Origin of the sequence: Peptoniphilus sp. oral taxon 386 str. F0131, from assembly GCF_000090945.1 — a bacterium.
GTDB lineage: Bacteria > Bacillota > Clostridia > Tissierellales > Peptoniphilaceae > Anaerosphaera > Anaerosphaera mikwangii.
In genome coordinates this window covers 47318-63753 of the sequence record NZ_GL349423.1, presented here as the reverse complement: position 1 = coordinate 63753, position 16436 = coordinate 47318, and the positions used below count along the sequence as shown (strand labels likewise).

The following is a 16436-nucleotide window of genomic DNA, read 5'->3' as shown; positions in this document are numbered from 1 at the left end:
AAATTTTGTCTTGTCTGCAATTTTTAATTTTGCAACTTCTCCCACATCTAACAATGTTTTTTGAATTGTCGCTACTCTATTATCCTTTGAACTGTCATATATAAATACGTTTAATTTTTCTCCGACTTTCAACTTGTCATCAAACTCTTTTAACTTTATATCTTCTTTACCATTCGTAAGAATAATTTCTTTCTTCAATACTTTTTTTACTTCAAGTTCACATCTTCCAAGTTTCATTCCATATTCCTCACAATTTCTTTTACTTTTTCATTACCGCGTCTTTGTATATTATCTCTTAAAACAGGATAAAAATTTACTTGTTTTAATGCTTTAAGACTAATTTCCGTAAATTCCTCATATGCACCTAAATCTGTTATTATTTTTATTGCAGCTCTAACATTTTCAAGAGAATAAAACTCTGATAGCATTATCCCAAACTTCATAGCTTCTATGGATCTTGTATCTCTCATAAGTAAAATTGACATTCCCACAAGTTTTTGTTCATTAAAAACTTCCATAGAAAAAATATAATTCTCGAATTTTCTAATTATATCTTCCGCTCTATGATATTGAAAATAGTTACAGAATTTTTCTACCGCTTTATTTTCTCTCTCATAATAATCAAGTAATGCTGTCTTTAGTTCATCAATACTGAAATCTGACGATTTCTCTACAAAATAAGAATTTAAACATATACTTCCTTTTTGTCCGCTTTCCTCAAAATCTAAAATCTCATCATATATGCTTTTTTCTCTATTCTCTTTTCTTTTAAACACGTTCATTACTTCTCACCAAATTTCAAACCGCTAAGCTTTGCTGCCAGTGAATTATTAATTTCATCATCCGACTGTTTACTTAAATATCTCTTAACTTCAGATTTCTTCATCTTGTTTTTATTTTCAGCAAATTTTTTATCCATATTGTCCTTCGATTCTCTATATCCACAAGTTTCACAAATATAATTTTTATTATCCATCAATAGTTTTAGTTTCTTATGGCAATTTGGGCATCTAACATTTGTTATAATACTCAATGTTTTTCTGTTTCCGCAATTTGTATCTTGACAAATTAAAAGCTCTTTATCTTTTCTATTTACTTTAAGCATTAATTTGCCGCATAATTCACATTTTATATTTGTTAGATTTTCGTGTTTATATTGGTAATTGCTGTTTTTTATTTCTTCAATATTTGCAATTGAAAATTCTTTTATCTCTTTTAAGAAATTTTCATCTTTTAGTTTTCCCGACTCAATATTCTTAAGTTTCAACTCCCAATCCGCAGTTAGCTCCGGACTCTTTAATTTATTAGGTACAAGTTCAAGAAGCTGCCTTCCTTTTGATGTTGTTCTCAAATAATTTCCGTTATTCTCAATTAAATCAGTGTTGTAAAGCTTTTCAATTATATCTCCTCTTGTTGCAACTGTTCCTATTCCTCCGGTTTCTTTAAGTGTAGATGCTTTTTGGGAGCTTATATTTTTTACAAATTTTTGAGGATTTTCCATAGCCAAAAGAAGTGAACCTTCCGTAAAATATGCAGGAGGAGATGTTTTTTGAGATGATTTTTTTATATCAGAAATCTTCAATATATCCCCTTTTTTAATTTCATATAATTTTTGATTTTCTTCTTCATCATCTTCAAAACTGTCAATAGCTTTATATCCCGGATTAATATCTATAGTTCCCCTTGCAACAAATTTATGTCCTGAACTACTTGCATAAATTTTTATTTCTTTATATTCATATGGTTTCATCAAATTCGACAAAAATCTTTTTGCAACAAGGTCATAAATTTTTATTTCTTTGTCATCTAATTCATCAATCCTAAGAGGTTGTTCTGTAGGAATTATTGCATGGTGATCACTAACTTTAGAATCATCTACAAAATTTTTTGATGCATTGATTTTTCCCGTTAATATTTCGTTTATATATTTTCTGTAACTGCCGGTATTCATAGATTTAAGACGTTCTGAAATTGTAGGAACGATATCTTCTGTTAAGTACCTTGAATCCGTACGAGGATATGTTAAAATTTTATGTTTCTCATATAAATTTTGCATTATATCAAGTGTTTGCTTAGCTGAATATCCATATCTGACATTAGCATCTCTTTGTAAATTAGTAAGGTCATATAATTCTTTAGGATACTTTTTCTTTAATTTTTCCTCAATATCATCAATTCTTATGCTGCCGCCTTTAACATCATTTAATATTTTATTTACTTTATCTTCCTCATATATTGTCATTGAATTATTATCATCAATATAGTTGAATGTCATTTTATTTACAATCAATTTGAGTTTAAAATAATCTTTTCCGACAAAAGAGGTAATCTCATCTTCTCTCATTTTTATTAAATTAAGAGTAGGAGTTTGAACTCGACCGCATGACAATCTTGCATTGTACTTCATCGTTAATGCACGAGATCCGTTAATTCCAACAAGCCAATCCGCTTGGGCTCTTGATAGAGCAGACAAGTATAAATTGTGATATTTTTCAGCCGGTTTTAAATTCGCAAAGCCTTCTTTAATCGCCTTATCAGTTACAGAAGAAATCCAAAGCCTCTTTAAATTCTTCTTAGATCCTGACATTGTGAGAATTAGCCTTGCAACAAGTTCTCCTTCTCTCCCCGCATCGGTTGCTATTACAATTTCATCAATATCTTTTCTGTTGATAAGCTCTTTGACTACATTAAATTGTGCCCTTGAACTTTTTATTACAGATAGTTTCATTTTGTTTGGAATTATCGGAAGATCTTCTAAATTCCACTTTTCATATCTCTTATCATATTCTTCCGGTGTTGAAAGTGTCACTAAATGTCCAAGTGCCCATGTTACTATCTTATTATTCGATTCAAAATATCCGTTATTCTTTTTAGTTACATTTAAAACTCTTGCAATATCTCTCCCTACAGACGGTTTTTCTGCAAGAATAAGTTGTTTTTTCATATTATTACCTCTCTTTTAGCTTAGAATATTTTATCATATAGAGTTGAATTACTAAAGGTATATTTATTTTAAGTTATGTAATTCTCAAGAATGTACAACAAAATAGAGATACAAAATGTATCTCTATTAGTATGCATAAATTATATTATCATTCCGATTAAATTATGAGTAATAAATATACTTTCTATCCAAATTTTATGAAAATAGAAAATACATATTTACTTCCTAATCATTATTTGTTTTTTTATTTGTTTTTTCTTTATTGTAATTTTTCTTTTCTCTTTCTTTTTTCTCTCTTATCACATCAGGATCACCTTCACCTATTACTACTACTTTATCCTGTGCGATGTAATTTGAGCTTGATATTTTTTGAGTTTCTACAATTTGTCCATCTTTAATTATATTTTTATAAGTGACATAACTGTATCCCTTTGCACCCGGTTTTTTCACTTCCTCTTTACCTTCTTCTATTGCATCCGAATACTGTATAATTACATTAGGTTCAGTAACTGCAAGTAACTTAGGTTCAATTTCAACTTGATAGTCTCGATCCGCTTTATTTCCGAATATTTGAAATTTAAGCTCATTGCCGTCTGCAAATGCCTTGAAATATATATTATGATTTAAGTTATTTCTAAACTTTAAATCTTTATATCCTTGAGAAACTGCCGCATCTGTTCCAAGCGGTACATATGAAATAGGTCTTGTATGATTATATCTCTCAACAATATCCAAATCTGCCCTTATAAGTGCATTATATAATGTGGTTGATACTTGACATATTCCTCCGCCAACACCTCTATCAAACTCTCCGTTAATTATAATTCCCGCATCTTTAAATCCCGTTAATAAACTTATGTCTCCAACAACATTATTAAATGAAACCTCTTCTCCCGATTTTAATATGAAATCATTAAAGTGACTTGCACCTAATGCAATGTTATCTTTTCTGTTATCTTCCGATTTTGAATAATCTGTTGAAAATTCAGATAGAAGTCCATCTATACCTTCAAACTGCTTTATATATACAGTCGGTTCAGATTTTAAAATTGGAAGCTGTATATCTTCTTTTTTATCAATATCATGAAATATTAATTCCTTTAATTTTTTTGAATCTAAATATGAACCCTGTTCCTCTTTAGAAAGATTGAATCCATTTTCAGCACTATATGATATTTCAGCATTCTTAGGTTTTTTATATACCTTTTCAACCAAAAAATTAATTGTGGCATCTACTTTTTCAACACTGAAGCTCTCCGACAATTCAATATTCTTATGAACGATCGATGTGTATATAATATCAAAAAAATTTTTTATTATAGAATTACTCCTGCCTATCAAGTAAGCTTCTTTAACTGCTGTTTCAACATCAAGTGTGTAGCCCAAGTCCTTATATGGTATAAAATAATTCATTTCTTCAGTTGAAAATTTTAATTTAGCATCTTTATTTTCTTCTTCCTTGGTTGATGTAATTTTTAATATTGCATCTTCAACTGATAGCTCTGATACATCTATATTAGATATCTTTATACCACGATGTATTTTTTCGCTTTTTGATTCATTACTATAATAAATAATTGCAATTCCAAGTAATACAACAGCTAATACTACTGATATCACTCTCTTGTTACTAAAGTGCATTACTTATTTCTCCCTTTTAAAATATTTACAATAACTTGAAATTTTACATTCTTCACAAATAGGATTTCTTGCTTTACATATTCTTCTACCGTGAAAAATTAAAAGATGATGTGCTCTTGTCCATCTGTTTTTTTCAATTTTTTTCTGCAGAGCTTTTTCAGTTTCTAAAACATCTTTCTCATCTACAAATCCTATTCTATTTGCAAGCCTAAATACGTGAGTATCAACCGCTATCGCCGGCACTCCAAAACAAGTAGACGCTACCACATTAGCCGTCTTTTTCCCTACACCGGGAAGTGACATAAGCTCCTCTATCGTTTTTGGAACTTGCCCGTCAAATTCCTCAACGATTTTTTTAGATGTCATTAAAATATTCTTCGCTTTATTTCTATAAAAACCGCAAGGCTTAATAATTTCTTCTATTCCAAAAATTCCAAGTTCAATAAAATCTAAAGGAGTATTATATTTTTTATACATATCTCGTGTAACAGAATTAACTCTCACATCGGTACATTGTGCTGAAAGAATAGTTGACACAAGCAGTTCAAACGGTGAATTATGCTCTAACTCACAATGTGCATCAGGATAACATATCTCTAATACATCAAGTACCTGCTCTGCTTCTTTTTTAGTTAATAATTTTCTCATATTCACCTACAACATTTCAATGTCGCATTCAATAATTTCCACATCATTAAAATTTTCAATAAAGTTTAAAACCTTATTGATAACTTCATCTGCAAAGATACTGTCATTTGAAACTACCGCTATCCCAATAACAGAGCTTTGCCATAAATCATTATCCTCCACTTCAGCTATGGAAATATTAAATTTATTCTTTAGTCTTTCAATCAAGGATTTTATAATCTTTCTCTTTTCCTTTAGACTGTTAGGTGAAAAGAGTCTAAGTTTTATTTTACATGTTCCCACAACCATAATTTTATTATATAACACAAAGTATAAAATTCAAACTAACTTTTTTCCCCATACAATCTCTAAAATTTATTCAATTATAGTATACTATCCCCACAAATATACTTTGTCAAACATCGAAGATACATTTTATAAAAATATTTATATAATTGTCGGTATTTTTAATTTCAACTTTAAATTTTAGTATATGAGATATATTAGTATCCATAATTAAATTTCAAAAAATAAAAGGCTACTCTAAAATTTAAGAATAGCCTTTTGTTTTTTCATGGATAAACAACATTAGTTCCGCTTAAAGTTACTGTATCTGACTTAACTGTATTGCCGAATTTATCTTTTACTATACAATAATATCTCCTTGATATAATTGGCAAACTGGTAGTATATGAACTATAAACAGCTCCGTCAATAGGTTCCGGATAATTCATAAGAACCATAGAATACCATTGGTATGTTAACCCAACTCCCTCAGCTTCAACAGATAAAGTCCAACTGCTCCCTGCACTTCCGCTCTGTCCCACAGGTTGTTTTGTAATCTTTAGAGGAATTGGCTGTACAGTTAATAAAGCCTCTCTTGTTATCACAGTATTGCCGTTTTTGTCTTTTATTATACAACGACACTTTGCTCCGGCAAGAGCCTCACTGACTACTACTCCAAGTCTATTTGTATTTATTCCGCTAATTCCCGATAAGCCTTGTAAACTTGAAAAAGAATATCCGGGCATTTGTCCTTCCCATTGATATGTCAAGCCTTCTCCTGTTGCAACTACTTCAACATATACAGTATCTCCAATCTTCGCACTGATATCCGAAGGCTCTACAAGAATAACCGGTTTTGTGTTTGAAATTCCTGTAACGGTTAAACTTACCACCTGAGATATAAGAGTGTTGCCATTTTTGTCTTTTACAACGCAACGCCCTTTTACGCCGTTAAAATTAGCAACTCCCTTTAATCTAAGTATGCTTGTATTGCTACCTGAAATTTCTGAAGAATCATTTAATTTTACAAATTCATTATTATTTAGACCTTCCCATTGATATGTTAACCCTTCTCCTTTGGCTTGAATTTCAAATGTTGCCCAACTTTCAAAACTTATAGTTTGATCTGTAGGTTGTTTTGTTATTTCAAATTCTTTATTTGTGCCTGACATAGAAAATGTTAATCTCTTACTCTTATCCATCATTCTTGAAAGTATAGCAGCTACTTCACTTCTCTTAATATTTGAGTTAGGACTGCAATTGTGTAATACATCTACTCCTTGAACAATTCCAACCTTATACAACTTATAAATTTCTGCTGCATTTGTCATTGTCATCGGCACATCAGGAATACTTCCATCTGCTATTGTATTTATTTCTGTCATCTCACTTGCAGGAAGCGCTTTTGCAAAAATTGCCATATATCCTGCTCTTGTTGCACTGGACATCCACGCTAATTCACCTGAAATTATCCCATTATTCTTAGCATAATCTACATAGGTTTGATACCATGGATTTCCATTTGTAAGTGTTACACTTCCCATAGTTGCCTTTTGATGCATACACGCTGCAAGCTTTACCGCCTCTGCATAAGTCATATTTTCGTCAGGTGCAAAAATCTTTTCACTTCTTCCGTTTATCAGACCTTTTTCATATGCTAAATTTACATCATTATAATACCATGCACTGGTTGGTACATCTGTAAATGACATAGCTTTTGCAAAGACACTTTGTGAAATTATCATAAAGCTCAGCGTAACTGCAACTGTCAAATAAAATACTTTAGTTCTCTTCATATTTATCACTCCTCCTTATATTTTAGTATTAAAAAGTACTATAATTAAAACTTTTCTTTTTTATATTATACCAAAAAATCGATTAATTGAAACTATTTTATTTATATAATTTCAAATTTTACTAATAAAAAAAGACACCACTCTTTAAATGATGTCTTATAATAGTTATATTGCATATAAATCTATTCTGCTTTCTAAATCTTTATTTCTTTCTCTTCGCTCCTTAATTTTTGCTCTTCGCTTTTCGTAATCTGCAATAAATCTTATCTCATCTTCTGTTTCTCCCTCTATCTTAGGAAGTGTTTCTCCGTCTTTCAAATCTAATGCAGCATATGTTATAAAAGCCATTGCTGCTAAATATCTATCCCCTGTTACAGAATTTTCTCCTATAAATTTTACAAATATTTCCATTGATTTAGCACCAACACCTGAAATATATGCCTCTCCAAATATAAAATCTCCAAGCCTTATAGGATTTAAAAAATCAAAACTGTCAAAAGATGCTGTTGTAACACTGCCTCTTCTATGTTTTATTGCAACTACACCTGCAAGATTGTCCGCCCACTCAAGAAGTCTTGCTCCATAAACTGTACCTCCCTCATTTAAATCAGTGGGAAGTGTAGCGTGAGTAAAAAAAGCTCTGCTATATGAAGTTTTCTTAACACTATCTGTAAAGTTCTCTTGCAATTTGCGCTCCTACCTTTGCATTATTTTCAACCAAAGCAATATTTGAAACCAAAGATTTTCCACTTGTAACTTCAAGTACTTTTCCAAGTAAGAAAGGAGTTGTTTCTTTTCCAGTTATTCCCTTTTCTTTAGCTTCTTTTAAAGCAGATTCTATCGCACTGTTAATCAAATTTTCATCCATTGCATCTTCTTCCGGAATAGGATTTGCTACAAGTACTCCTCCTGAAAGTTTAAGCTCCCATTTTGTACTTGCCGTATTTGCAATTTCAGCTACGCTGTCCATTTTATAATCTAATTTATATCCTGATTTTCTTGTATAAAAAGCAGGCATATCATCTGTTTTATATCCGAGTACCGGAACTCCGAATGTTTCTAAATATTCAAGAGTAAGTCCGATATCAAGTATAGATTTTGCACCTGCACATACAACTACTATGTCTGTTCCTGCAAGCTCCTGTAAATCTCTTGAAATATCAAATGTTTCTTCAGCTCCTCTGTGTACTCCTCCTATTCCGCCGGTTACAAGCAACTTAATTCCTGCAAGGGAAGCAGTTATAATTGATGTTGCTACTGTAGTAGCTCCATTTAATTTATTAGCTATAATATATGGATAATCTCTTCTGGAGCATTTTATAATATCCTTTGATGTAGCCATAAATTTAAGTTCTTCTTCACTTAACCCAACTCTAATTTTTCCATTTATTATTGCTGTTGTTGCAGGAATTGCTCCATTTTCCCTTACTATTCTCTCACAAGCAAGTGCTGTTTCTAAATTTTGAGGATATGGCATTCCATGTGATATTATTGTTGATTCAAGTGCAACAATCGGATATCCGTTATCCATTGCATCTTGAACTTCAGGACTTATAACCATATACTTCTTCATCATTTCTCTACTTAACATTCTTAACTTCCCCCTCTATATTTTTAACAGTAAATTTTTCGCTGTTTGTCTTTTCAGACATAAGTGCTATTCTACTTGATGCAGTTGCAAATTTCATTCTTTCTGTAAGCTTATAATCTTTTATATAGGAATAAACATAGCCTGCCATAAAAGCATCTCCAGCCCCCGAGGCATTTACAATATCCATAGTATTTGAACTTACATGCAACATATCTTTTTCATCAGCATACAAACTTCCTTCATCACCCATGGTTATTACAACAGAGTTTACTCCCTGCTCAATTATTTTTTTAGCAGATTTTTTTGCATCTTCAAGGCTGTCTATTTTCACTTTACTTAAAAATTCAGCCTCATATTTATTCGCTTTTAAAAAATAAACATTATTTAATAATCCTTCAAGCTTTTCCGCTTTATTTACAGACACACAATCTACAAAATATTTTTGATTTATATTTTTAAATAGAAATTCAAGGGTTTCTCTTGTAAGATTTGTATCTACAATACAGCAAATCGCATTTTCAATCATTCTCTGTTTTTTTTCAATAAGCTCCGGAGTCAATTTATTTATTATTTCCATATCATTAATTGCAATATCCATATCTCTATTTTCATCTAATATGGCAAGATATACAGATGTATTACAATCATGCATTACAAAAATACTATCAGATTCAATTCCAAGTGAATTGAGCTCGTTTAAAATAAACCTGCCCTTGTCATCATCTCCTATTACAGAAATAATCGAAGTTCTCACATTCAGCCTTGAGATATTTTCAGCAATATTTCTTCCAACCCCGCCTGTTGATTGAATAATCCTTCCGGGATTTGAATCATTTTTTATCAATTTAAAATCAGAATAGCCTACTATGTCTACATTAGCCCCTCCGATTACAACAACATACGGCTCATCTCTAAGCACATACTGTCTTCCCAATATATAGCCTTGACTTGAAAGATTTTTTATGTGTGCTGCAACTGAAGATCTTTTAATATTTAATAAATCAGCTATCTTCTGTTGTGATATCGCAGGATTTTTTTTAATGAGCTGCATTATTTCATTTTCTCTTGGAGTCAAATAAATCACCTCTAAAACTTTGTTTAGATTATAAACTTTTAATTATTTTTCGTCAAGTTCTTTTTTCAAAATTTCATTATAACAATTTCTACAGAGCGGTTCATATTCTTCAGTTGCGCCTATTACAATTCTCTCATCACTTTTTGTCTTTCTATGAGAAACCCATGCATCGGCACCGCATACTGTACACACTGCATGATGCTTATTTAAATAGTCGCTCCTCGACATAAGCTCTTTTACAATTTCAAAAGGCTTTGAAGTATAATCCATATCAAGTCCTGCAACTACAACAGTTTTTCCGGAGTTTAAAAGTTCATTTATCTCTTTTAATATTTCTTCTACTTCTCCGCCTAAAAATTGTACTTCATCTATACCGACAACTTCAAAATCACTTTTACTTACATACTTAACAAGCTCAAATATGTTATTTACCATTACTGCAGAAAGATATGTATTATCATGAGTTACAATTTTTTCTCTATCCGCTCTCGTATCAATAGATGGTTTAAATGCAACTGTCTTATATCCGGCTATTGCAAATCTTTTCATTTCTCTTTCAAGACTTGATGTCTTTCCGCTAAACATTGAACCTGTGTGAACAATTAATCTACCCTTATATTGATGCATAATTACCTCCTTATAATATAAAATAATTATAACACCATTACAGATTAAAACACATAAAAAATAAAATTAGGATACTTAAATTTAAGTATCCTACTAAATTTTTTCTATCACATCTGAAATTGTCTTGCATTTATAAATTTTTAAATTCTTCACATTTTCAAATTCAGTTTTAACCGGAGGTATAAATGCTCTCTTAAATCCCATTCGTTCCGCCTCTTTAAGTCTTATTTCAATTGAAGGAACGCTCTTTAATTCACCTGTAAGTCCAACATCTGAAATAAAAACAGTTTGTGTATCTATTGCAACATTTTTAAGCGATGAATAAATACTCATCATTACCGCCAAATTCACCGCAGGCTCTTTCAACTTTATTCCTCCTGTAGTCTTTACTACTATATTTTTGTCCATGAGTCTTAACCCTGCTCTCTGCTCCAAAATTGAAATCAATGTACTAAGATGCTCTCTATTTAGACATTCTCCCACACGTGATGGATACGGTAAAAAACTTTGAGAGCTAAGCGCTTCAATTTCAAGGATTATAGGTCTTGTTCCTTCCCTTATTACGCTAAGTGCCGAACCGGGAAGTTCTGTCCCCTCTTTTCTATATGTCATAAAATACTCTGACGGATTATCAAGTGACTCAAGACCTTTTTCTGTCATCAAAAAAAATCCCATTTCCCCTGTTGAACCATATCTATTTTTAGTAGCAAGTAGTCCTCTTAACTCTTCATTACTCTCATTTTCTATAAGCAAAACTGTATCTACTAAATGCTCAAGAGCTCTAACACCTGCAAGTTCATCCTCCTTAGTCATTTGACCTACCAAAAATACAACTCTAGGTCTAAGAGGATTTTTTGCAATCTCTACCATTTTATATGCACACTCCATAATTTGAGTAGGCGTTGAAGGTCTTGAAGGTATATCTCTTAATACAAAAGTCTGAATTGAATCTATTATTATAAAATCAGGGTCTGTTTTTTCTATTTCTTCAAGTACATTATCCATCGTATTATCAGAATACACATATATATTTTCTGAAATAAAATCTACGACTCTGTTAGCTCTGTTTTTTATTTGACTTTCAGACTCTTCTCCCGAAGCATATAAAACTTTAAAACCCTGCTTTGCCATATCATTTGCAACCTGCAAGAGAAGTGTAGATTTTCCCGCACCCGGTTTTGCTGTTATTATGGATACAGAATCTCTAACAATTCCGCCTCCCATAACTCTGTTAAATTCCTCTATAGTGCTTTGTATTCTAAATGAAGTTATGCTTTCTATTTCTTTCAATTTTTTAGCTGACGTACTTTTTTCTGTCGCTTTAGCATTTATCTTTTTTTCATCTACTTCAATTATTTCCTCAAATGTATTCCAATCTCCACATTCAGGACATTTTCCAAAATAACCTGATGATATATAGCCACACTTTTTACACTTGAACTTGTTCTTTTTTTTCATCTCTAACCCCACTTAATTTTTTTATTGTAAGTTTTTTGTTAAAGCCTATTTCTATTTTATTTCCCTCTTTAATTTTTCCTTCAAGTATTTTCTGAGCAAGTTCATCTTCAATATTGGTTCTAATTGCTCTCTCAAGCGGTCTTGCCCCAAATTCCGTGTCAAATCCAATATCAGAAATATATTTTACAACTCTCGGAGTAAATTTTACTCTTATTCCCATTTCAAATAATCTTTCAGCTAATTTTTCGAGCATATTTTTAACTATACTCTGTACTTCTTTTTCTCCAAGTTCTCTAAATACTATTATTTCATCAATTCTATTTAAAAATTCAGGTTTAAATACATCTTTCAAAGACTTGTTTATAAGCATCTTCATATTTTCATATTCTTTTATAGTACCGTCGACAGAAGAAAATCCTATTGAACTTTTATTCTTCAGAAAACTTGCTCCTGCATTGGATGTCATTATTATTAAAGTATCCTTAAAGCTCACAGTTCTTCCCTTAGAATCGGTAAGCCTTCCATCATCTAAAATTTGCAACAGTATGTTAAAAACATCAGGATGCGCTTTTTCAATTTCATCAAATAGAACAACACTATACGGATTTGTCCTTACTGCATCGGTAAGCTGTCCAGGCTCATCATAACCTACATATCCCGGAGGTGAACCTACAAGTTTAGACACTGAATGTTTTTCCATATATTCACTCATATCGATTCTAAGTAAATTTTCTTCACTTCCGAATAATTCCTTAGCAAGCATTTTTGCAAGATATGTCTTTCCAACTCCTGTAGGTCCTACAAAAATAAATGATCCTATCGGCTTATTCGGATCTTTAAGTCCGATTCTCGCTCTTTTAATTGCCTTTGAAACTGAAGCAATAGCATCATCTTGTCCTTTTACATTTTTTTTCAAATTTCCTTCAAGATGGAGCAGCTTTTTATTTTGCTTTTCATCCATCTTTACAACAGGCACTTTACTCCAATCAGAAACTATTTTTGAAATAATTTCATATGTTACTCTATCTTTTTTCTTTGAAGAATTATATTCTTGTTCTCTATTTTCATATTCCTTTTTTAATGCTTTTTCCTTATCTCTGATTGAAGCTGCAAGCTCAAAATCCTGTGCTTCTACTGCAATATTTTTTTGTCTTGTCAAATCATTTAATTCTCTTGTATATTCAGACTTAAAATCCGGCGTCTTATATGCACTAATTTTTAATTTAGATGCCGCTTCATCAATTAAATCTATGGCTTTATCCGGTAAAAATCTATCAGTTAAATATCTGTCAGAAAGCTTTACTGCTGCATCTATTGCATCATCAGTTATAATTACATTGTGATGATTTTCATAACCCTCTCTAAGCCCTTTTAAAATTTTTATTGAATCTTCAACAGTAGGTTCTTCTATAATAATAGGCATAAGCCTTCTTTCAAAGGCAGGGTCTTTTTCAATTTGTTTTCTGTACTCTCCTATTGTAGTAGCACCTATTATTTGTAATTCGCCTCTTGTAAGCATCGGTTTTAATATATTGGATGCATCCATTGCACCCTCTGCAGCTCCTGCTCCTATAATTACATGAAGTTCATCAATAAATAAAATTGTATTTTCACTCTTAATAGCTTCATCTATTACAGATTTAAGTCTTTCTTCAAAATCTCCTCTGTATTTTGCTCCTGCAATAAGGCCGCTTACATCAAGAGTTCTTATAATTTTATCTTGAATAATTTCAGGAACTTCTCTATTTTGTATTTTTTGTGCAAGTCCTTCTACAATTGCAGTTTTACCGACTCCCGGATCACCTATTAAAACTGGATTATTCTTTCTTCTTCTCGAAAGAACCTGTATGATTCTCTCTATTTCCTTTTCTCTTCCAACTATATTGTCAATTTTTCCCTGTTCCGCTCTGCTATTCAAATTTTGAGTATATTTTTCAAGACTTGACTCTTTTTTATTTCTCTCGTCAATTTCTTCATCTTCTATATTTAAAATACTCTCCTCAAGAGCATCCGAATCTATTCCTATTCTCTTTAAAACAAGTGCTGCAACTCCTTGACCTTCTCTTAAAATTCCTATGAGCAGATGTTCCGTTCCTACGAATTCACTTTCATCTTCTTTTGCAGCTTCAAATGCAAGTTCAAATATTCTCTTAGTTCTCGGTGTATATATCAAATTTGAACTTATGACATCTTGACCCATAGTTACAACTTCATATATTGCAGACTTTAAACTATTATAATTAAGCCCCAAATTGGACAAAATTTTTGCCCCTTTTGAATTTTCAACTCTCATTATTCCAAGTAACAAATGTTCTGAACCTACATAGTTGCGTCTTCCTTCTCTTGCCTCAGTTTGTGCAAACAATAAGGCCTTTTGACTTTTTTCTGTAAATTTTCCAAATATATCCACTAAAAGACCTCCTTCATCATCTTTCTAATATTATTAGCCCTTAAAATGTTACGGGATTTTTCATCAAGCAGTGAACCTCTCTCAATTTGTAAATGTCCATTCTTTAAGCTATTAATCGTTTTTAATAATTCCATATTTTTCTTAGGTTTTAAAATACTTAGTTCCATACCTAAAAATAAATCTGACATCTTATTAATCATTTCTTCTTCACTTATTATTCTGCAATGACTTAAAACTCCAACTGCTCTATTTACAATATCTTCAAGTTCTATAATTTTATCCAAATACAATTTCTTTCTATTTTGCTCTTCTATATCCACTATTTCCCTAGCTATGCCAAGTAGTTTATCAATGTATTCCATCTCTTCAAGTCCTATTACTCTTTCATGTGAGATTTTATATATTGAACCAACACTTTGCGCCGCTCCGGAGCTAAGTGTACTTACCTTATATCCAAGCTTGCTGAGGCTGCTAACAAGAGATGAAATTCCAAAATATGCTGTTGCGGGAAGATGAAAATAAATCGTAACATCCATTGCAGTTCCACACATTTGGGGATTTGCAGTCAGATATCCGAAATCTTCCCTATATGCATAATCAACATTAGCATCAATCAAATCATCAATCCTGGATACTCTTTCATATAAATTTTTTAAATCAAGTTTTTCGGATGATGAAAATATACTAATGTGATTAGTACCATTTACCATAACAGCCGGATCTTCATCAGAAATAAATATTGAGCTTATATCTTCATGTTTAAAAATATCTCCGGCTCCATTTTCTTCAAAATGCTTAAGCTTATCAAGTGATGACATTTCAGAAGTCAAAAATTTTTTATATTTTCTATTTCTTATAGCATATTCAACTTTTTCAGTTATTTCTAATGCCTCGTCTTTATTTATGGTAGACGGAAAGTTATATCCCTTTACATTTCTATCTAATCTTATTTCACTAAAGAGTATTATACTCATTTTTCCCCCTTAAAGCCTTAAGCTCATCTCTAAGTCTTGCAGCTTCTTCATATTCCTCAAGTTCTATGGCAACAGACAATTTATTCAAAAGCTCATCCTCTTCTCTTTTAAATACTACTTTATCTCCTGCACTTCTTGGTATTTTTCCCTTGTGTTTTGAAGATGATTTAAGACTTGTAAGCATGCTTTTAATTTCATCTTCAAATTCATCATAACACCATTCGCATCCAAGCTCATTATTTTCAAGCTCTTTAAATCCCGTTCCACAATGACTGCATTTCTTTTTTACAATATCTGAATTTAAATTACCTGTAAGTTTAAAAATTTCCTTTAAAAAATTTTCCATCTTTCCGGTAACTGCACTATTAAATTCTAAATCTTCTCTCATTTTCTTTTCGGCACAATCAGCACATAAATGTACTTCTTCAACATCATTTCCCATCATCTTTGTATATGAAATAATCGCTTCTTTTTTTCCACAGCTATCACAAAGCATAATATCCTCCTAACCGAATATCACAAGAAGTATATTCTTTAAAATACTCGCTCTAACTTCATTTTTTATATCCGGACAATCTCCAAGAGCCCTGTCGCTTAATGCAACTTTAATAATTCCCTCTTCTCTCTCTGTTATATATTCAAGTCGGACAAGTTCTTTTAATATTTGATCCGCCTTGTCCTTAGTTATCGAATTTCCAACTTCATCATAAAACAACTTGTTTAATGAATTTTTATTTTTAAGTTCAACTCTTACAATCCTTATAAATCCTCCGCCACCACGCCTTGATTCTACATAGTATCCCTTATACGGAGTAAATCTTGTTGTAAGAACATAGTTGATTTGAGATGGTGCACAATTAAATCTGTCTGCTATTAAAGCTCTTTGTATTTCCAATGTGCCATCTGTTTCTTCAAGTAAAGACATTATAAAGTCTTCAATTGAATTTGAAAGTTTTGCCATAAAATCACCTTTTGACCATCTTTGTCTTTTAGATTAAAAAAATATTT

Annotated in this window: 16 protein-coding genes; all 16 read right to left on the bottom strand. The window is 31.4% G+C overall.

Going from position 1 to position 16436, the window contains the following annotated elements; translation table 11 throughout:
- Positions 1 to 237: S1-like domain-containing RNA-binding protein (locus tag HMPREF0629_RS07400; RefSeq protein WP_039856958.1), on the bottom strand; the 237-nt coding region annotated here is incomplete at its 3' end.
- Complete coding sequence (locus HMPREF0629_RS07395; RefSeq protein WP_009222686.1) at positions 234 to 782, bottom strand: hypothetical protein; 549 nt, start codon at positions 780 to 782, stop codon at positions 234 to 236. The genes HMPREF0629_RS07400 and HMPREF0629_RS07395, both read right to left, overlap by 4 nt.
- Positions 782 to 2944: a DNA topoisomerase III gene (locus tag HMPREF0629_RS07390; RefSeq protein ID WP_009222685.1), complete on the bottom strand. Its 2163-nt coding sequence runs from the start codon at positions 2942 to 2944 to the stop codon at positions 782 to 784. The genes HMPREF0629_RS07395 and HMPREF0629_RS07390 overlap by 1 nt, the downstream gene beginning before the upstream one ends.
- A 225-nt stretch (positions 2945 to 3169) precedes the next feature.
- A complete protein-coding gene (locus tag HMPREF0629_RS07385) occupies positions 3170 to 4585 on the bottom strand; it encodes a VanW family protein (protein ID WP_009222684.1) in 1416 nt (471 codons plus the stop codon).
- A gap of 3 nt (positions 4586 to 4588) precedes the next feature.
- Positions 4589 to 5233 (bottom strand): endonuclease III, encoded by a 645-nt coding sequence (gene nth / locus HMPREF0629_RS07380; RefSeq protein ID WP_009222683.1) that lies wholly within the window; start codon positions 5231 to 5233, stop codon positions 4589 to 4591.
- 6 nt (positions 5234 to 5239) lie between these two features.
- The gene (locus HMPREF0629_RS07375) at positions 5240 to 5539 is read right to left on the bottom strand and encodes a DUF503 domain-containing protein (RefSeq protein ID WP_235043753.1); all 300 of its coding nucleotides are present in this window, start codon (positions 5537 to 5539) and stop codon (positions 5240 to 5242) included.
- Positions 5540 to 5784: 245 nt separating this feature from the next.
- The gene (locus tag HMPREF0629_RS07370) at positions 5785 to 7293 is read right to left on the bottom strand and encodes an S-layer homology domain-containing protein (protein ID WP_050748008.1); all 1509 of its coding nucleotides are present in this window, start codon (positions 7291 to 7293) and stop codon (positions 5785 to 5787) included.
- A 165-nt stretch (positions 7294 to 7458) separates the two neighbouring features.
- Positions 7459 to 7980, bottom strand: a complete 522-nt coding sequence (locus HMPREF0629_RS07365; protein ID WP_009222680.1) for an acyl-CoA thioesterase — start codon at positions 7978 to 7980, stop codon at positions 7459 to 7461.
- Complete coding sequence (locus HMPREF0629_RS07360) at positions 7958 to 8884, bottom strand: pseudouridine-5'-phosphate glycosidase (protein WP_009222679.1); 927 nt, start codon at positions 8882 to 8884, stop codon at positions 7958 to 7960. The genes HMPREF0629_RS07365 and HMPREF0629_RS07360 overlap by 23 nt, the downstream gene beginning before the upstream one ends.
- Positions 8874 to 9959, bottom strand: a complete 1086-nt coding sequence (locus HMPREF0629_RS07355) for a carbohydrate kinase (protein ID WP_039856956.1) — start codon at positions 9957 to 9959, stop codon at positions 8874 to 8876. The genes HMPREF0629_RS07360 and HMPREF0629_RS07355 overlap by 11 nt, the downstream gene beginning before the upstream one ends.
- Before the next feature lie 42 nt (positions 9960 to 10001).
- Positions 10002 to 10586: a thymidine kinase gene (locus HMPREF0629_RS07350; protein WP_009222677.1), complete on the bottom strand. Its 585-nt coding sequence runs from the start codon at positions 10584 to 10586 to the stop codon at positions 10002 to 10004.
- A 93-nt stretch (positions 10587 to 10679) separates the two neighbouring features.
- A complete protein-coding gene (radA, locus tag HMPREF0629_RS07345) occupies positions 10680 to 12044 on the bottom strand; it encodes a DNA repair protein RadA (protein ID WP_039856955.1) in 1365 nt (454 codons plus the stop codon).
- Complete coding sequence (locus HMPREF0629_RS07340; RefSeq protein WP_009222675.1) at positions 12016 to 14454, bottom strand: ATP-dependent Clp protease ATP-binding subunit; 2439 nt, start codon at positions 14452 to 14454, stop codon at positions 12016 to 12018. Before HMPREF0629_RS07340 ends, radA begins: the two co-directional genes overlap by 29 nt.
- Positions 14454 to 15428, bottom strand: a complete 975-nt coding sequence (locus tag HMPREF0629_RS07335) for an ATP--guanido phosphotransferase (protein WP_009222674.1) — start codon at positions 15426 to 15428, stop codon at positions 14454 to 14456. Before HMPREF0629_RS07335 ends, HMPREF0629_RS07340 begins: the two co-directional genes overlap by 1 nt.
- Complete coding sequence (locus HMPREF0629_RS07330; protein WP_009222673.1) at positions 15409 to 15924, bottom strand: UvrB/UvrC motif-containing protein; 516 nt, start codon at positions 15922 to 15924, stop codon at positions 15409 to 15411. Before HMPREF0629_RS07330 ends, HMPREF0629_RS07335 begins: the two co-directional genes overlap by 20 nt.
- Before the next feature lie 9 nt (positions 15925 to 15933).
- Positions 15934 to 16389 (bottom strand): CtsR family transcriptional regulator, encoded by a 456-nt coding sequence (locus HMPREF0629_RS07325; RefSeq protein WP_009222672.1) that lies wholly within the window; start codon positions 16387 to 16389, stop codon positions 15934 to 15936.
- Between the last annotated feature and the right edge of the window lie 47 nt (positions 16390 to 16436).